This window comes from Rheinheimera metallidurans (assembly GCF_036983985.1).
Classification (GTDB): Bacteria; Pseudomonadota; Gammaproteobacteria; order Enterobacterales; family Alteromonadaceae; genus Alishewanella; species Alishewanella metallidurans.
Genome location: NZ_JALAHQ010000003.1, coordinates 368,652 through 391,483, shown reverse-complemented (window position 1 = coordinate 391,483; position 22,832 = coordinate 368,652). Strand labels below are relative to the sequence as shown.

Genomic DNA, 22,832 nt, shown 5'->3' with positions numbered 1-22,832 from the left:
GTTATACAGTGTTTATTGCTGCTTAAATTTATGACGAAAACTAAAGGTTATACGCCAATAACCTGCTTTACTGCCTGCTCAAAACGCTGCATACCGGCGGTAATCTCATCTGGGGTAATAACCAATGAGGGCGCAAAGCGCACCACATCAACCCCGGCTACTAGCGCCATTAAACCCTGCTCAGCCGAGGCTAAGAAAAACTCACGAGCACGGCCCTTATATTGATTATTTAACACCGCACCGAGTAACATGCCTTGGCCACGAATTTCGCTAAACACCTGGTACTTTTCATTAATTGCCTTAAGTTGCTGGCGAAATAACTGCTCATTGCTTAATACTTGTGCCATAACATTAGGCTGGTTAACCGTGTCTAAAACTGCCTCAGCCACCGCACAGGCTAGCGGGTTGCCACCATAAGTACTGCCGTGTGTGCCCACTTTTAAATGGCTGGCAATATCTGTGGTGGTTAGCATAGCACCAATAGGAAAACCGCCCCCTAACGATTTAGCCGTAGTAAGAATATCCGGGGTTACACCGTAATGCATATAGGCGTAAAGCTTACCAGTGCGGCCTACGCCTGTTTGCACTTCGTCCATAATAAGTAGGGCATTATGTTGATTACACAGCTCACGCACACCTTGCATAAACTCGGTTGTGGCCGGAATAATACCACCCTCGCCTTGTATCGGTTCTAAAACTACCGCACAGGTATGCTCAGATATTAATGCTTTAACACTAGCTAAATTGTTAAACTCAGCATGTAAAACTGCGCCTGGTTTAGGGCCAAAACCATCAGAATAAGCAGCTTGGCCACCTACTGTAACAGTAAAAAAAGTACGGCCGTGAAAGCTTTTGCTAAAAGAAATAATCTGATCTTTTTCTGCACCAAATTTATCTAGTGCCCAGCGTCTGGCTAGCTTGAACGCGGCCTCGTTAGCTTCCGCGCCTGAATTAGCAAAATACACTTTTTCGGCAAAGGTGGCGTCAACCAATTTTTTTGCTAAGCGCAGTGCAGGCTCGTTGGTCATTACGTTACTTAAATGCCAAAGCTGTTCAGCTTGCTGCTGTATTGCCTTAACCAAAGCCGGGTGACAATGCCCCAAACTGCTAACCGCAATACCCCCAGCAAAGTCGATATATTCGCGGCCTTGTTGATCCCACACCCTAGAGCCTTTGCCCTTTACCGGTATAATGCCTGCTGGCGCATAGTTAGGCACCATAACGTCATCAAACAATTCGCGAGTTACCTGAAGCGGGGTGGTCATACGAGGATCCTTTGTTATCTAGTTATTGCTTTATTATCAGGCATTATTACAGATCCAACTAAGGCTGTCTTGCCTGCGGCAAGACCGTAAATATAGAAATGACAGGGGTTACGGATAGATTTGCATACTTACTGAATAAGTAAGCAGGTATAGATAGGCTATTTAGAGCGAGCTGCATTTACTTGCCTAAGGCTACTACAGGTATTTGCATGAATACCGGCTTAAAACCTGATGTTTTATAAAAAGTGCATGATTATGGCGTGATATTTTTTTAAATATCGATGCCAAGACGCCTTAAATTGGTTTGCTTTAGTAGACTAAAGCTCTCATTAGTTAATTGAACACGGTTAAACCACTGTTTGCTTTCATCATCGCTGATCTTATTTTGCTGCTTTAACGCCTGCCATTGCACAAAAGTTTGTGCTTGTTGCAGCAAACGAGTTAACGGGCTACTACCGTTATAACCAACCCCTTCAGCAAGCTGATCAAGCGTTTGACACAATGGTAAGGTTTGCAGCTGCCAACGTGACGTAATATCAGCACTAAGCACGGCCGCGAACTCTTGCATACTTTCGCATAAAAAGCTGGCATCAGGCTCTAACACATCCAGTGCATCTGTCAATTGCACATCGCGACTGGTGCGGGCTTGTAACAATTGGTTTTGTCTTACTTGTTGGTAAGTCCGTAGATAGTTTCTTGTCACCACAGCGTGGCCTAAGGTATGAAATAAGCCAATACAAAATGCATTATAAGGATGCTCTGCGCTATTTTCAGCTAGGCGTTTAGCTGCAATAGCTACGGCTAGAGAGTAATCCCACAGTTTATTTTTTAACAACGTAAAAGGGTCGGTTGAATGTGGCATCATGCGTCGCATGGCGTATACCGGCACAATCAACTGTAAACTTTCTACACCCAAAAAGCGCACGGCGATTTTAATATCTTTTACGATGGCACCTGACGATGTCCGACCACGATACTGTGATTGATTAACTAACTTTAGCAAGTCTTCGCATAGCCAAGTTACGCAAGAAATCAGCGGGTCTAGCTTATTAACGGTAATAGCTCGTGTGCTTAAGGCATCAAGTAGTTGATAAAACTCGGCTGTTGGGTCGAACAAGGACGCTGTTACATGATCAATATTATGTAGTTTTCGTACTAATTCATCGGCAACTTCTTCGTGTAAATTTGCCTGAGCAAACTCGGTAAACTGCGCCTTTGCTTTTACACCCGCCATACGCAACTGCTCAGCTTTAGCTTCAATGGCAAGCAAGGTTCGCTCGCCAGTTGCTTGTCCGGCGCGAACTTGATACCCCAACCTTTGGCTATCGGGGTTAACACCCACTAGCTGATCGAAAAACCGTTGGCTTAGGTTGTCGGTTACGTTCGGCCCAGAGTTTATCACGTTTAGTCGTTATCCTTGTGCGGCATATAAATTACTACTTATACCCTAGACTGTAAAAAATTCGCCAATAAGTCTTTACCTTGCTGGCTTAAAATAGCTTCAGGATGAAATTGTACACCGTGAATACCTAAACTAGAGTGAGCTAAACCCATCACCTCGTTTAGGCTATTATCGGCATTGGTTGTCCATGCAGTAAGTTCTAATTCAGTTGGTATCGAGTCTAGTTGCACCACCAGCGAATGATAGCGCGTAACATCTAACGGGTTAGATAAGCCCTTAAATACCGATTTGTTATTGTGTGTTACTAAGCTATTTTTACCGTGCATCACCTGGCGCGCCCGCACTACTTTTGCGCCAAATACTTGAGCAATAGCTTGATGACCAAGGCATACACCCAATATCGGTAATTTGCCCGCGAACGCTTCAATAGCCTGTAAAGAAATGCCCGCTTCGTCAGGCGTTTTTGGCCCTGGTGAAATAACTAAAAACTCTGGTGCAAGCTGCGCAATTTGCGTCAAGCTAATATCGTCATTGCGTCGCACCATGACCTGCTGCCCTAACGCAGCAAAATACTGCATTAGGTTATAGGTAAAAGAGTCGTAGTTATCTATCAACAGCAACATAGCAAGTTTAGCCTGATAATTTAAGGGGCAACAAAACCTACCGCGTCATTTACACGTGCCAGCGTAACTGCTGCTCGCTCTCGGGCTTTTTCTGCACCTGAACGCATTACGGCATTTAACGTAACTTGATCAGCACGTAATTCAGCAAAGGTTTTTTGTACCGGCTCAAGCAAGCTAATTACTGCATCAGCCACATCACCTTTTAAATGACCGTACATTTTACCTTCATATTCGCGCTCAAGTGCAGTAATGGCTTTGCCAGTTACACCACTTAAAATGCTCAATAAATTTGCTACACCGGGCTTAGCATCAATATCAAAATAAACCCGTGGCGGATCTTCAGAGTCGGTGATCGCTTTTTTGAATTTTTTGCTTATCATTTTAGGATCTTCAAGCAAGCCAACGAAATTCCATGGATTTTCATCTGACTTTGACATCTTTTTGGTTGGTTCTTGTAAACTCATCACCCGTGCGGCAACCGGCGGCATAAAGGGTTCTGGCACGGTAAAAATATCGCCATGCAAGGCATTAAACCGCAAAGCGACATCACGCGCTAATTCAAGGTGCTGTTTTTGATCATGGCCAACCGGAATTTGATTGGCTTGATACAATAAAATATCAGCCGCCATTAATACCGGATAAGTAAACAAACCGGCGTTCACATTCTGGGTATGCCGTTCTGATTTATCTTTAAACTGCGTCATGCGGCTTAATTCACCAAACTGGGTATAGCAGTTTAATACCCAGGCTAATTGGCTGTGTTCAGGCACGTGCGATTGCATAAATACTGACGAGCGCTTTGGATCGATACCACAGGCTAAATACAACGCTAGGCTATCTAACGATGCCGCGCGCAAGGCTGCCGGCTCTTGTCGTACCGTTATTGCGTGTAAATCAACGATGCAGTACAAACAATTATAATCATCCTGCATTTTGTCCCACTGGCGAAGCGCACCAAGATAATTACCAATGGTAAGTTGCCCAGAAGGCTGTGCACCGCTAAGCACAATTGGCTTACTGCTCATAGTTCAATCCATTTAAATATCGTGCTGCTAACAGGTTTTCAGCACTTACAAAATTAATGTGCTGCATTATAACTAAAGCAGTTATTTGCAACAGCAAAAAAGCCTAGTTAGTTGCTACTTTTGCCAGTCGTTGCCGCATCTGAGTTATCACCTGCGCATAATCTGGGGCATTAAAAATTGCCGAACCAGCGACAAACATATCGGCTCCGGCGGCGGCAATATCTGCAATATTATCGACATTAACTCCACCGTCTATTTCTAAACGAATTGGTAAGCTGCTTTGGTCGATAATACGCCGTGCTGCAGCAAGCTTATCTAACGTTGCCGGAATAAACTTTTGCCCGCCAAAACCCGGGTTTACTGACATTAGTAAAACAACATCAACTTTATCTAACACATAATCGAGATAACTTAATGGCGTAGCAGGGTTAAACACTAAGCCTGCTTGACAGCCGTGCTGTTTAATCAGTTGCAAGGTGCGATCAACATGCCGAGACGCTTCTGGATGAAACGTAATGATACTAGCACCTGCAGAGGCAAACTGTGGCACTAAGGCGTCAACCGGTTCTACCATCAAATGTACGTCTATCGGTGCGGTGATACCATAATTTCTCAATGCTTGACACACCATTGGCCCCATCGTCAAATTAGGTACATAGTGATTGTCCATTACATCAAAATGCACTACATCCGCGCCGGCATTAAGCACAGCGGCAACATCGTCACCTAACCGGGCAAAATCTGCTGATAGTATTGAAGGCGCAATCAAATAAGGTTGCATAATATGATTCCAAAGATAAGTAGAATGCTGATGTTACTGAATTTGAGTAAAAAAAGCACGACAAGTGGCAGTAGAATAATATCGCAACACCAACGCCAGATGGCGAAGAAACAATCAGCTTGAATCAATAGTTCAATTGTTTTATTATCTAGCCAATATAAAGTTAAACGGATCTAACATGAAATTTACAAAGCCATTAAAAGCGGCACTAATTTCAACTGGCATTATTGCCGGTACTGTTGGTCTTATGTTACCTGCCGTGCATACCAACAATAAATGCCAAACTATTGCAGATGTAAGCACCGCACCTCAATGCGTTAATGCTAACCAGCAAAGTTGGTTTAGTTGGTTTCAGGGAAAAAGTCGCTCTACACAGTTCCATTTTGTTGATTTACTAGAGCTGCTCACTAGATTATCTCCCGCTAAGGCAAATTAATGCCAGAGCAAAAAACCAAGTTTAGGCAAGTTATTAAAGCCGTATTTGGTGCCATGATTGGTGTGCAATCGGAACAACAACGTCAACAAGATTTCTCCGCTAGCGGGCCATTGCCCTACATTGTGGTCGGTATTCTATTTACCCTACTTTTTGTCGCAACACTGCTAGCTTTGGTGTCATGGGCACTAGCATAGCTTGATACACGGCAAATAATTCCGCCACCTTACCCCTGCTCGCACCTTTTTGGCTAATCGAACGATTAACTTGCAAGCTATGTAACACCGCTTGCTGATAAATTTTCCGGGTCCAAGTGGTGTCATGGTTACTTATTACTACCGCTACGCCGCGCTGTTGCGCTTGCTCAGCTAAATTAGCTAGCTGCGCTTGGTCATCTAAGTCAAAGCCTTGGCGCGCATAGCTGGTAAAGCTAGCGGTCTTACTTAAGGGCACATAAGGCGGATCGCAATAAATTACATCACCGGTTTTAGCTTGCTGCATTATTTGCTCGTAGCCAGTGCAGCTAAACTCTGCTTTTTGTGCTTTTTCAGCAAAAAAATACAACTCTGCTTCAGGAAAGTATGGCTTTTTATAACTGCCAAATGGCACGTTAAATTTACCCGATAAATTATAACGACACAGGCCGTTGTAGCCATGCCGATTCAAATACAAAAATAATAGTGCCCGCTCATAACTATCACTGCTCTGGTTAAATTGTAGCCGGAATTGCAAGTAGGCATCACGCTGGTTAGTTTGCGGTGTAAATAAATTTCTGGCATCGGCAATAACGCTTTCATACTGCGTTTTTAGTAGTTGATATAACCCGATTAAATCAGCGTTAATATCATTTAGTTGGTAGCGTGAATAATCTGTATTTAAAAAAACTGAGCCGGCACCAACGAACGGCTCTATTAGCAAGTCACTAGCCGGTAAATGGCCAGATAGTGCAGGGATGAGATTATATTTTCCGCCAGCCCATTTTAAAAAAGCGCGACTTTTTTGCTTAGCAGCCATATTTAATGCTTAATCCTGCGCACTATACTGTCGTGCTTTTATCTCGGTTTGTACCGATTGTAATACTTTAACGAACGGACCGGTGGCGCGCAGTGCCTCAGGTAGCTGCTTCAGTTGCGCTTTAGCCGATGCAGCATCTGCAAAGGGTGCCAATAATATCACCAACTGCATTTTACCCTGCCAGTTACGTTGATAACTTAATGTGGTTAATTGCGGATAGGTTTTCTTAAAGCGTTGCAGGGCTGCGGCACTAGATAGCACGGCTAACTGCACCGCTAGCTGATTTTTTGGCATTTTCAGCAGCAGAGCTTCATCATAAGCATATACTGGCTCTGCACTAGTATTCTCAACTACAGGCGTATCAACAGCTTGTACCGGCGCAACTTCTGGCTTTACGCTAGCGCCAGCGTCCAGTTTAGCGTCAGCAACCGGTTTTGCTTCAGCAATGCTTGATGTATTGCTTTTTGTTGCTTCAGCTAGTTCAGTTTGGACTGGCTCGCTAACATCTAAGCCTAGTGGTTGCTGCTCATTTTTACTAAGTTCGGCTTCGGTGTTCACAGCTGGTGGCGTTTCAGTCACTACAGGCACAGGTTTAGCTTCAAAATCGCGCGCAACAGGATAACGGATCTCTTGCACGGGCTTTTCGGCCTTTGGCCAGAATATATATAACAAAATAACCAGTAGCACGGCTGCAATAGCAATATAAAGCGGCGTTTTATTAACTAATGCGGTTGTGTTATCTGCTACTACGCGCTCGTTATAGCTTTGGCGAACCGGCAACAATAGTAAGTGCATATTGCCGTTTGCGTTGGCTAACCGCTCTGCCAGCTCGATACTATTTAACTCTTCATGCGATAACAGTTGCTGTGCATCTGCGCTAGAAATACGGTTTATTGTTAAGGTTAATGCCGCGTTGTCTTGGGTATCTGCAGAAAAACAAAACTGCAGGCATGGCAGCAAGCTAATTTGCTGCAGTAGCTCGGCGGAGTATCGTTCAGCGTCATCAATAATAACCAGTAATGGCTGCTGCTGGTACGCGGCTAATACTTGTTCAACCAATGCTGAATTAGGATCAGCGGGTAAATTAAACCATTGCTGCATCAGCTGGGCATGAACCTGGCTTTCTTCAACTGTCGAATTTAACAGCGCGATATTGTGCTGTTCAGAAAAGAGCTCAGCAATATTCATGGCTAAAGTAGACTTGCCACTGCCATCAGCTCCAACAATATAAATATGTTTATTGTCATTAAAGGCTAATTGCAGTAGTAACCGTTCCATCCATTCTTGCTGTGACGGTAACAAATGCGTAAGTTCAGGTAAACGTCGCTGTAAATTAGTAATGTCCATTGGTAAATACCTCTGTCAATTCTGCTTCGATAACATCGTCAACTACAGCGACTTGACCAAATGTCGTTGGCAAGACAAAACGGATACAGCCGTTGCGTACTTTTTTGTCTCGTTTCATAAAGGGAATAAAATCGGCTATTTTCATTGCCGTAGGCGGCTGTGTTGGCAAATTGAATGCTTGCAACAAGCTAATAATACGGTGCAACTGCTCGGCGGTTAAACTACCACGAGCTTGTGCTAATTGAGATGCCATAACCATACCTACGGCTACCGCCTCGCCATGTAACCAGCGGCCATAACCCAGCCACGCTTCTATGGCATGACCGAAGGTATGACCAAAATTGAGTAGCGCCCGCTCACCTTGCTCGGTTTCATCACGACTGACAATATCAGCCTTCATCTGGCAACAATGCGCAATCATTTTCGCCAAGATAGCCGGCTCAAGTTGTTTTATCTGGCGTTGATACTGCACCAGCCAATGGAAAAAATCTATATCGCTAATTAAGGCATACTTAATGACTTCGGCCATACCAGCTGAAAATTCTCGTGCGGGTAAACTAGACAGAACCGAAGTGTTAATTAATACCTGCTCTGGTTGGTTAAACACGCCAATCATATTTTTACCCAGCGAATGATTAACCGCAGTTTTACCACCCACTGAAGAGTCTACTTGCGATAATAATGTTGTAGGTACTTGTATAAATGCGACACCACGCTGATAACACGCCGCAACGAAACCCGTAAGATCACCAATAACGCCGCCACCCAAAGCTACCAGTAATACATCTCTAGATACATGCTGCTGCAGTAAGAACGTCAGTACCTGTTCAAACGAGCTTAGCGTTTTGTACTCTTCACCATCGGGCACTAAGAAATGCTGTACGTTTGCCGCCGGAAACAGTGGCTGTATTGCGGCTAAATATAGTGACGCTACAGTGGAATTTGAAATAACCACAACTTGCTGTCTTGCCGCCAACGACGGCGCAAGATTAGCAAAGTTGTTATCAATAGAAATGGTGTAGCTGCGTTCGCCAAGTTGTACGTCAACTTTTTGCATCAGCAGCTCCCAATTAGAATTAAATTAAAAACCTACTTGGTCAATAATTTGGCTTGCCACAGCACGAGCACTTTGCTCATCTGTGCGTACCGTAAAGTCGGCTATCTCAGCATAAAGTGGATTACGCTCAGCCGCCAATCTTTCTAGTACTTCTTTTGGCGCTTCTTCCGTTTGCAATAACGGCCTACGCTTGTCACGCTGGGTGCGAGCAACCTGTTTCTCTATTGGTGTCTCCAAATACACAACGATACCACGGGCGGATAAACGATTACGGGTTTCTTTACTCAGCACAGAACCACCTCCGGTAGCCAGCACTATACCCTGTAATTCGGTTAGATCCTGAATGACATTTTCTTCACGTACACGGAAGCCTTCTTCACCTTCTAGATCAAATACCCAAGCAATATCTGCACCGGTACGGCGCTCTATTTCTTGGTCTGAATCGTAGAACTCAAGGTGAAGCATGTCTGCGAGATGTCGTCCAATTGTGCTTTTACCTGCACCCATTGGACCAACGAGGAAGATATTACGTTTTTCTGCCATTACTAATCAGCTAACTCAGTGAAAAGTTGAATTCAAGGACCAAAAGGCTCCCACGAAAATTTGAAGCGCTGAATTATGTCAGGAATAGCCTTTTGTTAGCAAGCTAATTCTGAAACAGCGCACCGCCGCGATTATCGCGGCGGTGGTCTTTAGCGGTTAAAGGCCATCAGTTATGATCTTCGGTGTTACGAAAATCAGTAGCTCATTTTTCTCATTTATCTCGCGTTTTGATCTAAACAACGCGCCAACAAATGGGATATCACCAAACAAGGGAACCTTGCTTACTGTTGATAAAATCTGTTGCTGATAGATACCACCTAACACAATAGTTTCGCCATTATCTACCAATACTTGGGTTTGTATTTGTTGCGTATCTATCGCCGTTGCTGGGCCTGTTGGCGTTTGCACTGTCTCACCACGCGTGTTCTGCGTAATAATGAGATCTAAGATAATTTTATTATCCGGCGTTATTTGTGGTGTAACCGTTAAGCTTAATACTGCCTTTTTAAACTCAACGGTTGTTGCACCACTTGATGAAGCTTGCACATAAGGTATTTCAACACCTTGCTCGATACGTGCTTCTTTTTGGTTCGCCGTAGTAATACGTGGGCTAGCAATAATTTCGCCTTTATTTTCTTGCTCAAGTGCTGAAAGCTCTAAATCTAGCAAGGTGCCGTCGGCTAAACGGGCAATATGAAACGCAATACTACCGGCAGGGTTTGCCGCAGGTAAGTTCACGTTCCAACGGTTGTCTAACGATGGCATGGTGCCATTAGCAATACTATTGGCGCCTTGTGCGTTGCCCGAAACACCTTTATTGCTGCCACTGCTGCTTTGCTGGTCACTAAAGCCCCAACGAATACCTAGCTCATCCGAAACACTGTCACGTACGGTAACCATGCGCGACTCTATCAGCACTTGACGCACTGGAACGTCTAAACGCTCAATTAGTTTACGCACACTTTCAATATTAAGCGCCGTATCTTTAATTAAGATGGTGTTGGTACGGTCATCAACGTTAACTGAGCCTCTTGAAGACAACATGGTTGCGTCTTTATTGCTAAGCAGCTTAGCGATATCAGCAGCTTTGGCATAGTTTACCGTTAAGAAGTCGGAGTACAGAGGTTCTAAATCGGCTACAGTTTGCTTGGCTTCAAGCTCCCTGGCCTCACGCGCAGACAGCTCGTCTGTTGGCGCAACCATCAGAATATTACCTTCCATACGTTTATCTAAACCTTTTACGCGCAGCACGATGTCAAGTGCTTGGTCCCAAGGTGTACCGTCTAAACGTAAAGTAATATTACCGGTTACTGAATCACTAGTTACCAAGTTAAAACCGTTATAATCCGCAATAATTTGTAACACGGTACGTACAGAAATATCTTGGAAGTTTAATGATATAGCACGGCCTTTATATTCTTTGCCGCCACCTAAAATACTACGATTGGTGGTATCGCGTTCAACGTTTAACGTAAAAATGTTATCTATTTGCGAATAAGTAAAGGTAAACTCCGAGGTGGTATCTATAACTAAACGTGATGAAGCACCTTCTTTAAAGGTTTCAATGCCTTTAACAATGGTACCAAAATCAACCACATCTAACTGATACAGTAAATCGTCTAGAATATCGGTATTGTGAAACTCAACCTCCAATTTACCTAAGCGTTCGCGCACATCCACTGCTGCGGTGTTATCGCGTAAAAACACCAGCACCCTGCCTTCACCCTTATCACCACGACGGAAATCAATCGCGTTAATACGGTTTATATAAGTAGGTTTAACGTCAGCGGCTTGGCCAATTGAGTCAGACGTTGGGTTATCCGATATATGAATATAGAATACGTTACCCTTAACACGAGTACGGTATATTTTCAGGTAATCTAAATAGATAACTGTTTTAAAACCTTCGCCTTCAAATTCTGAGACAACGCGCTTTACGCCAGACTTGTCTATCATTACTTCTTTAAGCTTTTCTTCGTAGTCTGAATCGTTAAAAAACAATTCTATACGCGCAGGCTCATTAAATACCTGAATGCTCGGGTCTGCATACAGTTCTTCATCGAAAATAAATTCGATTTCTGTTTCACCGGTTAGTAGCGGGTTATATTTAATATCATATAGTAGTGGTACCGCCGAAGCAGGTAATGAAATTAACATTAAGGTTGCAAAACACAGTAACGTGCACTGAAGTGCGCCAGACATTTTTTTAATTATTTTATCCATGATTTACTCGCATACCTATCAATTACTTGCCGCTGACGACGCGTCGGCCATCTGCAACATGGTCGTCCGTTCTTTCCAGCAACCGGCGCCATCGGGGATTAACTCAAGCAACTCAATATGAGTCGGTTCAACGTTAATTACTCGACCATGAAATAAGCCAATATAATTATTAAGCGTTACCCTGTGTAACGTCTTATCTGATGCCTCAACTAAAGCCCAGATCTTGCCAACATCACCAAGAGTACCACGCATCTTTAAGTTATCGACGGCGTATTTCTCTAATGGCTCTTTTCTGCGTCGAGGATCAGGATGTAAGCAATCCTGAACTTGTAAAAACTTATCCTGGATTGCCTCAGGCCGTGGTGCTGAAAACGGGCTGCGCGCATTCTGCGAGCGATACGGGATATGCTGAAACTCGCTTATTTCAGGCAAAGGTTCAACCCGAGCCTTGGTTGCAGCCTTAACGTCTGCAACATAGTTTTGCACATCACTCAGATCACTAAAACATCCGCTTACTAGCACAGCCAGTGTAACTATTGATAAACGTCTTATCATGGCTGAACCTCCTTATAACGGTAAGTTTTAGCCACTACGTTAAAACGCAAACGCTCATCTTTTTCGGTTGTAATCGAAAAGTCATGAAGACTAACGATCCGTGGTAATTTCGCTACTTCACTAACAAAATTACCAAATTGATGGTAATCACCAACCACTTCAATTTTTATCGGCAACTCGGTATAAAACTCTTTTTCTATTTCCGGTTCCCAGTTAATACGTATAAAAGTTAAACCACTAGTTGTACCAACATAAGTAATATCGTCTAACAAACCAGGTGTTTCATGCGTTGTAGGTAACTGTTTTAATAGGAATGAAAATGTTTGTTCCATTTCTACCATTTGCTGTTTATATAAATCTAAATTTACCGCTGCTGCATATTTTGTACGATACACTTGGCGTAACTCGGTCTCTTTATTGGTTGCAGTCGATAATTCATCAATTTTACTATCAACCAATAAAAAGTAACTCAACACAATTACCGCAATAGCGAGCAAAGCGGCAAATATTACTTTTGCTGCTGCAGGCCATGACCCCATATTCTCTAGGTCAAGATCATTAATATCGATTTCTGAAAGTTTAATATTAAGGCTCATTTAGCACCTGCCTTAGCCGGAGTTGCTGGTTTAGCTGGTGTATCAGAGCCCTGTACCGCTTCATAACCTTTTACCGTTAGATGCATTTTAAAGTTACTCAATAAACTTATGGAATCTTTACCCGCCTCAATAAACTCAAGATAAGGATTTGATAACAATTCAGACTCTTCAGCCTCACGCAACATATTCGATAAACGGTTATTAGATTCACTTTTACCGACTAATAGTAGCGATGTGCCCTTTTTCTCTAATTGAGTTAAGTAAACTCCAGCAGGTACAGCACTGGCAATTTCATCCATTATTTGTGTACCCAAGTTTCGGCTACCTTGTAATTGTGAAATTAACGCCATGCGCTGCTGTAAGCTTTTCTTTGTCTCATTCAAAGTACGAATCTCGGCAATACGCTGATCCAATACTTTAATTTCATTTTGTAAAAAGCTATTGCGCTCTAACTGGCCTTCAATTCTTGCGTTGTATGTCATATTAATAACAAACACCAACAGAAAACTTAGCACTGCTGTAATCGCTAATACTGATAGATATTGTTTTTGCCGCTCTTTACGCGCTGCATCGCGCCACGGCAATAGGTTTATATATGCCATGACGAAAAACTCCTCAATGCTAAACCACTGGCAACCATTAATTGCGAAGAATGGCGATTAAGCTGCTCGCGATCAACCGACGTCGCTATTTCCATTGTTTTAAATGGATTTGCCACTATGGTATGAATGCCAAGCTCATCGATAAGGAGTCTATCAATGCCTTCAATTAATGCCGTACCGCCAGAGATAATAAGGTAGTCCACCGCATCCTTACCACTGCTCGTTAAGTACATTTGTATACCACGGCGGACCTGTTGCAATAACATAGTCTGAAACGGCGCCAGTACTTCAAAAGTGTAGTTAGGGGGTAAATCGCCACTCACTTTGGCTAATTCAGCTTCTTCGTAGCTCTTGTTGTAGTACGATAAAATACTACGAGTGTATTGATCGCCACCAAACATTTGGTCACGAGTGTAAAGCGTTTTGCCATTCTCAATGATACTTAGCAGTGTCATCGTGGCACCAATATCTACCATAGCAACCACTTTAGTTGCTGCGTCATCGGGTAATTGTTTAAAGCAAAGCTCGGCAGCTCGGCTTAAAGCGTAGCTTTCGATATCAACAACTTTTGCGGTAAATCCGCCATTGCCTAAAGCCGCAACCCGGGCCTCTATACTTTCAGTGCGTGCAGCACTTAAAAGCACGTTTACTCTAGACGGATCTGCTTCATTAACATCAAGCTTTTCGAAATCTAAACTGACTTCATTTAGTGGGTAGGGAATTAGGGTGTCGGCTTCAACTTCGATCTGACTTTCTAATTCAGCATCAGTTAAGGACACATCCATAAATATGACTTTACTGATCACGGTGGATCCAGATACAGCTGCAGCGGCAAATTTGACGGAGCGCGGGATCTTTTTACGGATCTTACTCAACACATTGCCTACGGCTTCGATATCTTGGATCTCTCGATCAGACATAGCACCTTTGATCATGGGTTCGACAGCAAACGCTTCTACTTTGTAAACGCCATTATGTTGGCTAAGTAGCACAGCTTTTACTGAGTGAGCACCAATATCTATGCCCACCATCATTGGTGTTTGTTTACTGAACAGGCGATTTATCATAGCTTCCTGCGGCCAATTTATAGTTATAATTATTATTTAATTTTTAGCTTAGTCGCTAATTTTTGGCAAGAAAAAGCGTTTAATCTAATGCTAATAAATATATACTAGCAGCGTTGTAAAGGAATTGGGAGTAAAAATTGGTGCTATTCAGTGTCTTGGGTTAAAAAACTTTTAATTCTATGTCTTGTTATGGGTGTTCTTGGCATCACAACGATCGCTGGGATCTATTATTATCTCAAAGATGATCTACCTGATGTTACAACCCTACAAGACGTTAGACTACAAACCCCTATGCAGGTTTTTACTGCTGATGGCGAACTGATCTCGCAATTCGGCGAAAAACGCCGCATTCCGCTTAAATTAGAGGAAATGCCGCCTTTATTAATACAAGCTTTTTTAGCCGTTGAAGATACTCGATTTTATGAGCATCCTGGTATAGATATCATTGGTATTTTTCGCGCAATGACCGTTGTTGCGTCTTCTGGCGATTTTAGTCAGGGTGCCAGTACTATCACCCAACAATTAGCGCGTAACTTTTTCCTAACTAGAGAAAAGAAAATTTCGAGAAAAATTAAAGAGATTTTCTTAGCTATCCATATTGAACAGCTGTTATCAAAAGATCAGATCTTAGAGCTTTATCTCAATAAAATTGAACTGGGCCAGCGATCTTTTGGTGTCGGCGCCGCAGCTCAAGTCTATTTTGGTAAAACCGTAAATGAACTAAGCGTTGACGAAATGGCTATTATCGCCGGGTTACCTAAAGCGCCTTCAGCCTTAAACCCTATTCGCTCTGCATCTAACGCCCGAGCCAGACGTAACGTTGTCTTAGGTAGAATGCTCGACATTGGTGTTATAGACCGAGCAACATACCAACAAGCTATTTTGGCGCCAATCACTAGTAAGTTACATGGTGTACAAATAAAAGCCTCTGCACCTTATATCGCTGAGATGGTGCGCCAAGAGGTGGTTAATCAATTTGGCGAAGAAACGGCCTATTCTGTTGGGCTGCGTGTTTATACCACTATTAATAGCAAACAACAGGCAGCAGCCAAATTAGCACTGCAACAAAATTTATATGATTACGATGAGCGTCATGGTTATCGTGGGCCTGTTGCGCAACTTTGGCAGTCAAAGCTGGTTGAAACTGATTCTGCGGAACCTTCCTTCAATCAGATAGAGCCATTTGAGCGTGATGCCATACTTGATTATCTTAATAAGCAAACCAGCTTAGAAGATTTACACCCCGCTGTTGTTACTAAAGTTAATGCCGAGCAAGTAACCGCAATACTCGCTGGTGGGCAAGAAATTGAACTGAACTGGGATGGCTTAAAATGGGCACGGCATTTTATTAGTGACGAACGCCAAAGCGTTGCACCGAAAACGGCATATGCTATTTTAAGCCCTGGCATGCATGTTTTAGTGCGCCAACAAAACCAAGCGTGGCGCTTATCGCAAGAACCGGAAGCAAGTAGCGCTATCGTGGCTATTGATCCTCACAATGGCGCGATTCGATCTTTAGTTGGCGGTTATAGCTTTAGCCAAAGCCAGTTTAATCGGGCGACACAAGCGAAACGCCAAGTAGGTTCGAACATTAAGCCCTTTGTATACTCTGCCGCGTTAGAACACGGCTATACCCTTGCATCTATTATGAATGATGCGCCGATCCATCAATGGGACGATAACGCAGGCATCGCATGGCGGCCGAAGAACTCGCCAGCAGTGTATGATGGGCCGATTCGTATCCGCGAAGCTCTGGCAAAATCGAAAAACGTGGTTTCGATTCGCTTATTGCGCGGCGTGGGTATTGATAACATGATTAACCATTTACAGCGTTTTGGCTTTGCCGCCACCGATTTACCACGTAACGAAACACTTGCGCTTGGCTCGGCATCCTTTACGCCGCTAGAACTTGTTACCGGTTATGCGGTGTTCGCTAATGGCGGTTATTTAGTAACGCCGTATATTATTGAGCAAGTATTAAGCGAAGATGGCAAAGTGCTATTACAGCATAATCCGGCTATTGCTTGTCAAGATTGCGTCAATACACCAGAGCCAGAATCAGAACCTATCCAACAACCCATTGATGCCGAAGCACAGTTAGATCTCTTGTTAAATAATCCGTTACCGGGGGTTAATAGCGACAATGCTGTTGATAGTCAATTATCAGTAGTTGGCGAGCAAAAAACTAAACTAGCGCCGCAAGTTATCTCAGAACAAAATAGCTTTTTAATTGCTGACGCATTAACGAGTAGCGTTTGGGGTGGTGGCAGCTGGAATCATGGCACAGGTTGGAATGGCACGGCATGGCGCTTACAAAGCTTAAAACGCCGCGATGTGTCAGCTAAAACTGGTACTACTAACGATTATAAAGATACTTGGTTCTCTGGTTTTACGCCTGATTTAGCGGTAACAGTTTGGGTAGGCTTTGACGATGCTAACCGCAGCCTTGGCCGTGCCCAATGGCATGCTAATATGGGGCAGCAACAAAGCGCAGGTAGTGAATCTGGCGCTCGTACCGCCCTGCCCGCTTGGTTACACTACATGCAAACTACGTTAAAAGGTTTGCCAGCAAAGCACGTATCACCACCTGTGGGTTTAGCCTCAGTTCGAATTGATTTACAAAGTGGTTTACTTAGCCGACGCACGGACCATACCAGCGCTTTTGAGTATTTTAAGCCAGGCAGTGAACCTACGCAGTATGCGGGTAGCGATGTTCAGCAAATTAGTTTTGATAAAGCGTCTGATAAAAAAACCGAGACACCAGCAGAAGAGATTGAGTTATTCTAATAATAAAGCCCGCTTAGCGGGCTTTATTATTATCTTAAATAGTAGATTGTATTGTCTCAAACCAGTTTTGTGCGTGTGCTAATGCGTTAGCTACCTGCGGTGGTGCTGTACCGCCAAGTGCTGAGCGCTTTTGCAAACCGGCCTCTAATTTTAGTGCAGGATAAACATCAGCAACTATTAACGCGCTAAATTGCTGCAATTCGGCTAGTGGCAGCGCTTCTAATGCTAACTGTTGTTTTGCTGCATGCACAACTAGCTCGCCAACTACTTCATGCGCATCACGAAACGGCATGCCTTTACTGACTAAATAGTCTGCAAGATCAGTAGCATTGCTATAACCCAGTTCTGCGGCTATTCGACACAGCGCTACATTAATAGTTAGATGAGGTAAAACCGTGGCTAATACTAGTAATGATTGTTGCCAAGTTGCCATTAAATCAAAAAAGCCTTGCTTGTCTTCTTGCATATCTTTGTTATAAGCCAGCGGCAAGCCTTTAAGCACGTGTAAAATTGCTACTAAATGCCCTAACACTCGCCCGGTTTTACCGCGTAGTAACTCAAACACATCTGGATTTTTTTTCTGCGGCATTAATGACGAGCCAGAACTTATTGCGTCACCTAATTTGAAAAAACCCGCTTCGCCTGAACAAAAGAAAATGACATCTTCAGATAAGCGCGATAAATGGGTCATACAAATACTGGCACAAGCTGACAGCTCAACCACATAGTCTCTATCTGATACCGCATCCAAACTATTAAGCGCAGCACTGGCAAAGCCCAAGCGCTGTGCCAGCTGCTGGCGGTCAACGGCTACACCAGTGCCAGCTAGTGCGCCGCAGCCCAATGGGCAAACATCTAGACGTGCCAATGCATCGTCTAAGCGGCTTAGATCTCGCTTAAACATTTCGACATAAGCCAATGCCCAATGCGCCACCAACACGGGCTGCGCTCGCTGCAAATGCGTAAAGCCGGGCATTACCGCGCTAGCCGCTTGTTCAGCAAAAGTTATTAACGACGCTATAGCGCCAAGTAACGATTGCCGCACGCTCTGTGCATTTAATTTACTCCATAGCCTTAAGTCTGTAGCGACTAAGTCATTACGACTACGACCGGTATGTAGTTTTTTTGCTACGGCGCCTAACTTCTGCGTTAACTGCGCTTCAACCCAGCTATGAATATCTTCTTCACTGGTTTGTAACGGCAACTTAGGATCAGCCTCTACCGCAATAGCTAAATCGGCTAATGCGGCATCAAGTTGCGCGGCTTCATCGTGCGTAATAATAGTGGCTTTAGCCAACTGCTGCGCCCAAGCTCGCGATGCTTGGATATCTTGTTGCGCTAACAAATAATCAAAGCTAAGTGAGTCGTTAAAACTACGAAACTCCGCCAGTGTTGCTTCTTGAAAGCGTCCGCCCCACATTGCCATAATAATTAACCCTTTTGTTGCTGGTGTAATGCACGGATCCGGCTAGATAAACTATAAAGCCGAATAAAGCCGGCGGCATCTTTTTGGTTATACACTTCGTCACCTTCAAAGGTGGCAAAGGCTTCAGAGTACAGTGAGTTTAGCGAGCGACGCTTAGCCACAGTGACATTACCTTTATACAGTTTAATTACTACATCACCGGTTAATTGTTCTGCCAACGAGGTTGCTGCAGCTAATAATGCGTCTTTTAACGGCGTAAACCAACGCCCGTCATACACTAACTGCGCAAATTCTAAGCCGACTTCTTCACGGTACTTTAACGAGCTACGATCATATACCAGCGCTTCTAAACCTTTTAAGGCCGCCATTAATATAGTGCCGCCCGGCGTTTCATAACAACCGCGAGACTTCATACCCACTAAACGGTTTTCAACAATATCAATTCGGCCAACGCCATGCTCAGAACCAAGCTCGTTTAATAATTCAATGGCAGCAACCGGCGCTATGGCTTGATTGTTAATGCTAACTAGCTCGCCCTTGTCGAAACTAAGTTCAACATAAGCCGCTTTATCGGGCGCTTGCTCGGGTGATTTGGTCCACATCCATACTTGTTCTGATGGCTCGCACCACGGATCCTCTAGCTCACCACCTTCATGAGAGATATGCCACAAATTAGCATCGCGGCTATAAATCTTAGTTGCTGAAGCTGTAGTAGGAACATTTTTTTCTGCTAAATAATTAAGTAGCGACTGGCGCGAGTTAAACAGCCATTCACGCCAAGGCGCAATAACGGTTAACTGCGGTGCTAAGGCGGCAAAGGCACCTTCAAAGCGTACCTGATCATTACCCTTTCCGGTGCAACCATGGCATAACGCATCGGCTCCTAACTCAAGTGCTAGTTTAACCTGAGCTCTGGCAATGACTGGCCGCGCCATGGATGTACCCAGCAAATATTGTCCCTCATAAACCGCACCGGTTTTTAGGGTTGGGTAAATAACTTCTTTTACCAACTCTTCGCGCAAATCTACTATATAACAAGAGCTTGCACCTGAGTTAATGGCCTTTTGCTCAACACCGGCTAGCTCTTCATCACCCTGCCCTACGTTGGCAACAAAGGCGATAACCTCACAGTTATAATTGTCTTTTAACCAAGGCACGATAGCTGATGTGTCTAAACCGCCAGAATAAGCTAAAACCACTTTTTTAATACTCATAAAATCCTCAACTAAATAAACTAATTAATACGGCATTTTGCGCATGCATGCGGTTTTCTGCTTGCAACAGCACTAATGACGCAGTGCTATCGAGCACCTCGCTGGTTACTTCATGTTCGCGATGTGCTGGTAAGCAATGCATAAAATATTGAATGTTTAAGCTGTGCATTACCGTGCTACTAATTTGGTAAGGCATAAATGTGTGTTCGATAACGGCAGGATCAGCTTTATCGCCCATCGACAGCCACGTATCAGTGTAAATGGCATTAACACCTTTAGCTGCGGCTAACTGATGACTTAATAACAATTGCGCACCGGTTTGCTTAGCAATATGTTTCGCTTGTGCCATCACTTGTGCACTAGGCTCAAAACCGGGTGGCGTAACTACCGTCATAGTCATGCCACTTAATGCCGCGCCAAGCATTAATGAGTGGCAGACATTGTTGCCATCACCGACATAAGCTAGATGCACCTTAGATAGATCGCCAAACCGTTCTTTAAGCGCTAATAAATCAGCCAGCGCTTGGCACGGATGATACATATCGCTTAACGCATTAATGACCGGTTTTTGGCTGGCGTTAGCTAATTGCTCTAAGGTGTTTTGCGAGAAAACTCGCGCCACAATGGCATCGGTCCAGCAGGCTAAATTACTACCGAAATCGGCAATCGTTTCCCGTTTTCCCATTGCACCATTTTGTTGATCTAAATAAACACTGTGTCCGCCGAGCTTATATATACCCACGTCAAAGCTGACTCGCGTACGCAGCGATGGCTTTTCAAATATCAGCGCAATACTTTTACCGGCCAGCGCCTGAGTATAGTTTTGCGGTTGCTGTTTTACCTTTAACGCCAAATTTAACAAAGCATCAAGTGCTACTGGGCTTAATTCAGCCAAGCTCAATAATTGGTTCAGTTTACTCATTTCAATCGACTTGCCGCTGCTGCGGCATCCTTGTTTAAGGGACTAACAGACGATGCGGGTGCCTACTGCTTGCTGTCGCATCAGATTTAACAGATCTTGCGGATGTTGCCAGCCCGCGACGGTGATACTTCGTCGCAACGCTTGTGCGGTATCTAACGCGGCATCTAATTTTACTTTCATGCCACCTTTAATAATGCCTTTTTGCACTAATTGCTCAGCCTGTGCTGCGTTAAGTTCAGTAATCAGCTGGCCTTCGCCATCTAAAATACCGGGTACATCGGTAAGTAATACCAGCTGGCCTTGTACTAATTGACAAATAGCCGCTGCGGCTAAATCAGCATTCACATTAAGTAATTGAGCCTGCGCACCATGGCCAATAGAGCTGAACACGGGCGTAAAGCCATCGGCTAATAAGCTCTGTAACAACCTAGCGTCTTGCGGCTTTGCCACACCTACAGCACCGAGTTGGCTGTTAAGTTCAAACCGACAGCTATTACCTGCGGCTAAGGTTAAACCAACTGGGTTTAAACCTTGCAACGAGGCTCGAGCGACCAAATGTGCATTTACCGCTCCTGCTAAAGCACCCGCTATAACGGGCATTTGTTCTGGCGGCGAAATACGCTGGCCATCAAGTTTTTCAGTGGCAAAACCAAATTTAGCCAACCATTGATCAACCTGCTCGCCACCACCGTGCACTAACACCAATGGGTAATGCTGCTTTAGCTCAGCGCATACCGCTAACAAGGCATCTAAAGCAGCGTCGTCCTGTAATAACCGGCCACCCATTTTTAGTACTAATGGCGTATTATTCATTTACTACTCCGGCAAATAAGCCTGCTGTTTCTGGTTTAGAAAAACGCACGTTAGCCGCTTGCATCGCTTGCGCTGCAGCGCCTTTTAGCAAATTATCAATCGCGGATACCACCACTAGCTGCTCGCCATCTTGTTGCCAAAAAATATCGCAATACGGCGTACCTGCAACATCAGCGACGTTGGGCGAATGAGAAAGTAGACGCACTAGGGGTTTATTGGCATAAGCCTGTGTAAAAACGCTAGTTATTTCATTGGCGCTAACGCCTGGTTTTAACGTCACGACACTAGTAGCTAAAATGCCACGTTTGAAATTACCTAAATGTGGTGTAAATACCACTTTTCGGCCTAAATTCTGTTCAATTTCTGGCCGATGCCGATGTTTAAAGAAGCCATAAGCATTTAAGCCAACTTCACAAAATGAGGTACTTAATGCCGCTTTACGGCCAGCACCCGACACACCACTAATGGCATTGATTACTGGAATGCAATTATCTGCTACTAAGCCGGCTTTAATTATTGGCAGTAGAGCTAATGTGCAAGCTGTCGGGTAACAGCCAGGCACAGAAATTAGCCTTGGCAACGGCGTTGTTTGCCATTCCATTAAAGAGTAAACCGCTTCTTGTAATAATTCAGGATGCTGATGCTCATAACCGTAATATTGCGGATAGAGCTCGGCTTGCTTTAAACGAAATGCGCCAGATAAATCAACAACATCAATACCTTGCGCTAGCAGTAGCGGCGTTACCGCTTCACTGGCTTCATGTGGCAATGCTAAAAAGGCGACATCAACTTTACCGCTTAATTCAGCTGCTAGCGTATCTAGCCAAGGCTGCACCATAATATCGAGTTGCTGTTTATAACGTGGGTACAGCGATGAGAATGATTCTGGCGTACGTCCAGCTGATGCATAGGCACCACAAAGTTCAAAAAAAGGGTTACGCGCTAAAATAACAGCAAGCTCAGCGCCACTATAACCGGCGGCGCCCAGCACGATACTGCGAATTAAAGCATTAGATTGGTTAGCTGCTGACATTAGAAACAACTCTCAAATAGTAAATACCCGTTAGGTATAGCACGAAACAGCCGTTAGTGTAGAACGACTGCCATGCACATTCAAGAATTTTTATGCTGTTTTTG

At 44.0% G+C, this 22,832-nt stretch carries 22 protein-coding genes; 3 read left to right on the top strand and 19 right to left on the bottom strand.

Features of this window, described 5'->3' with window-relative positions:
- Window positions 1-47 precede the first annotated feature (47 nt).
- The 5 genes from MN199_RS10905 to rpe all read right to left on the bottom strand — a co-directional run bounded on the left by MN199_RS10905 (window position 48) and on the right by rpe (window position 5,099).
- Entirely contained in the window at window positions 48-1,265 is a 1,218-nt protein-coding gene (locus tag MN199_RS10905; RefSeq protein ID WP_335739435.1) for an aspartate aminotransferase family protein, read from the bottom strand.
- Window positions 1,266-1,536: 271 nt separating this feature from the next.
- Window positions 1,537-2,667 (bottom strand): HDOD domain-containing protein, encoded by a 1,131-nt coding sequence (locus MN199_RS10900; protein ID WP_335739434.1) that lies wholly within the window; start codon window positions 2,665-2,667, stop codon window positions 1,537-1,539.
- A 38-nt stretch (window positions 2,668-2,705) separates the two neighbouring features.
- On the bottom strand, window positions 2,706-3,290 hold the full coding sequence (locus MN199_RS10895) for an anthranilate synthase component II (protein ID WP_335739433.1): 585 nt from the start codon (window positions 3,288-3,290) through the stop codon (window positions 2,706-2,708).
- Window positions 3,291-3,310: 20 nt separating this feature from the next.
- Window positions 3,311-4,315 (bottom strand): tryptophan--tRNA ligase, encoded by a 1,005-nt coding sequence (trpS, locus tag MN199_RS10890; RefSeq protein ID WP_335739432.1) that lies wholly within the window; start codon window positions 4,313-4,315, stop codon window positions 3,311-3,313.
- 103 nt (window positions 4,316-4,418) lie between these two features.
- Complete coding sequence (rpe, locus tag MN199_RS10885; protein ID WP_335739548.1) at window positions 4,419-5,099, bottom strand: ribulose-phosphate 3-epimerase; 681 nt, start codon at window positions 5,097-5,099, stop codon at window positions 4,419-4,421.
- A 175-nt stretch (window positions 5,100-5,274) separates the two neighbouring features.
- Between rpe and MN199_RS10880 the strand changes: the two genes are divergently transcribed.
- Together MN199_RS10880 and MN199_RS10875 are read left to right on the top strand one after the other, a co-directional pair.
- Window positions 5,275-5,532, top strand: coding sequence for a hypothetical protein (locus MN199_RS10880; protein ID WP_132584941.1), 258 nt, complete (start codon window positions 5,275-5,277; stop codon window positions 5,530-5,532).
- On the top strand, window positions 5,532-5,726 hold the full coding sequence (locus MN199_RS10875) for a DUF2970 domain-containing protein (RefSeq protein ID WP_335739431.1): 195 nt from the start codon (window positions 5,532-5,534) through the stop codon (window positions 5,724-5,726). Before MN199_RS10880 ends, MN199_RS10875 begins: the two co-directional genes overlap by 1 nt.
- Here the strand turns inward: MN199_RS10875 and MN199_RS10870 are convergent.
- The 9 genes from MN199_RS10870 to MN199_RS10830 all read right to left on the bottom strand — a co-directional run bounded on the left by MN199_RS10870 (window position 5,671) and on the right by MN199_RS10830 (window position 14,533).
- Window positions 5,671-6,543, bottom strand: coding sequence for a Dam family site-specific DNA-(adenine-N6)-methyltransferase (locus MN199_RS10870; RefSeq protein ID WP_132584945.1), 873 nt, complete (start codon window positions 6,541-6,543; stop codon window positions 5,671-5,673). The genes MN199_RS10875 and MN199_RS10870 overlap by 56 nt on opposite strands.
- A gap of 9 nt (window positions 6,544-6,552) precedes the next feature.
- Window positions 6,553-7,890 carry an SPOR domain-containing protein gene (locus MN199_RS10865; protein WP_335739430.1) on the bottom strand — a complete coding sequence of 446 codons (1,338 nt, stop codon included), beginning with the start codon at window positions 7,888-7,890 and terminating at the stop codon, window positions 6,553-6,555.
- Entirely contained in the window at window positions 7,877-8,947 is a 1,071-nt protein-coding gene (aroB, locus tag MN199_RS10860) for a 3-dehydroquinate synthase (protein WP_132584949.1), read from the bottom strand. Before aroB ends, MN199_RS10865 begins: the two co-directional genes overlap by 14 nt.
- A gap of 24 nt (window positions 8,948-8,971) precedes the next feature.
- Window positions 8,972-9,490, bottom strand: coding sequence for a shikimate kinase AroK (gene aroK, locus MN199_RS10855; protein ID WP_132584951.1), 519 nt, complete (start codon window positions 9,488-9,490; stop codon window positions 8,972-8,974).
- A 156-nt stretch (window positions 9,491-9,646) separates the two neighbouring features.
- Window positions 9,647-11,713, bottom strand: a complete 2,067-nt coding sequence (locus MN199_RS10850) for a type IV pilus secretin PilQ (protein WP_132584953.1) — start codon at window positions 11,711-11,713, stop codon at window positions 9,647-9,649.
- 18 nt (window positions 11,714-11,731) lie between these two features.
- Entirely contained in the window at window positions 11,732-12,268 is a 537-nt protein-coding gene (locus MN199_RS10845) for a pilus assembly protein PilP (RefSeq protein ID WP_132584955.1), read from the bottom strand.
- Window positions 12,265-12,864 carry a type IV pilus inner membrane component PilO gene (locus tag MN199_RS10840; protein WP_132584957.1) on the bottom strand — a complete coding sequence of 200 codons (600 nt, stop codon included), beginning with the start codon at window positions 12,862-12,864 and terminating at the stop codon, window positions 12,265-12,267. Before MN199_RS10840 ends, MN199_RS10845 begins: the two co-directional genes overlap by 4 nt.
- Window positions 12,861-13,466: a PilN domain-containing protein gene (locus MN199_RS10835; protein WP_132584959.1), complete on the bottom strand. Its 606-nt coding sequence runs from the start codon at window positions 13,464-13,466 to the stop codon at window positions 12,861-12,863. The genes MN199_RS10840 and MN199_RS10835 overlap by 4 nt, the downstream gene beginning before the upstream one ends.
- Window positions 13,454-14,533, bottom strand: coding sequence for a pilus assembly protein PilM (locus MN199_RS10830; protein WP_132584961.1), 1,080 nt, complete (start codon window positions 14,531-14,533; stop codon window positions 13,454-13,456). Before MN199_RS10830 ends, MN199_RS10835 begins: the two co-directional genes overlap by 13 nt.
- Before the next feature lie 291 nt (window positions 14,534-14,824).
- Here MN199_RS10830 and MN199_RS10825 point away from each other — a divergent pair, with 291 nt between their 5' ends.
- Complete coding sequence (locus MN199_RS10825; protein ID WP_335739429.1) at window positions 14,825-17,320, top strand: penicillin-binding protein 1A; 2,496 nt, start codon at window positions 14,825-14,827, stop codon at window positions 17,318-17,320.
- Window positions 17,321-17,354: 34 nt separating this feature from the next.
- Here MN199_RS10825 and argH read toward each other — a convergent pair whose 3' ends face one another.
- From argH to argC, 5 genes are read right to left on the bottom strand one after another with little or no spacing between them, the layout of a single operon-like run.
- Window positions 17,355-18,746: an argininosuccinate lyase gene (gene argH, locus MN199_RS10820; RefSeq protein ID WP_335739428.1), complete on the bottom strand. Its 1,392-nt coding sequence runs from the start codon at window positions 18,744-18,746 to the stop codon at window positions 17,355-17,357.
- Window positions 18,747-18,751: 5 nt separating this feature from the next.
- On the bottom strand, window positions 18,752-19,960 hold the full coding sequence (locus tag MN199_RS10815) for an argininosuccinate synthase (RefSeq protein ID WP_335739427.1): 1,209 nt from the start codon (window positions 19,958-19,960) through the stop codon (window positions 18,752-18,754).
- A 7-nt stretch (window positions 19,961-19,967) separates the two neighbouring features.
- Complete coding sequence (locus tag MN199_RS10810) at window positions 19,968-20,882, bottom strand: ornithine carbamoyltransferase (RefSeq protein WP_335739426.1); 915 nt, start codon at window positions 20,880-20,882, stop codon at window positions 19,968-19,970.
- A gap of 42 nt (window positions 20,883-20,924) precedes the next feature.
- On the bottom strand, window positions 20,925-21,695 hold the full coding sequence (argB, locus tag MN199_RS10805; protein WP_335739425.1) for an acetylglutamate kinase: 771 nt from the start codon (window positions 21,693-21,695) through the stop codon (window positions 20,925-20,927).
- Window positions 21,688-22,728 (bottom strand): N-acetyl-gamma-glutamyl-phosphate reductase, encoded by a 1,041-nt coding sequence (argC, locus tag MN199_RS10800; RefSeq protein ID WP_335739424.1) that lies wholly within the window; start codon window positions 22,726-22,728, stop codon window positions 21,688-21,690. Before argC ends, argB begins: the two co-directional genes overlap by 8 nt.
- Between the last annotated feature and the right edge of the window lie 104 nt (window positions 22,729-22,832).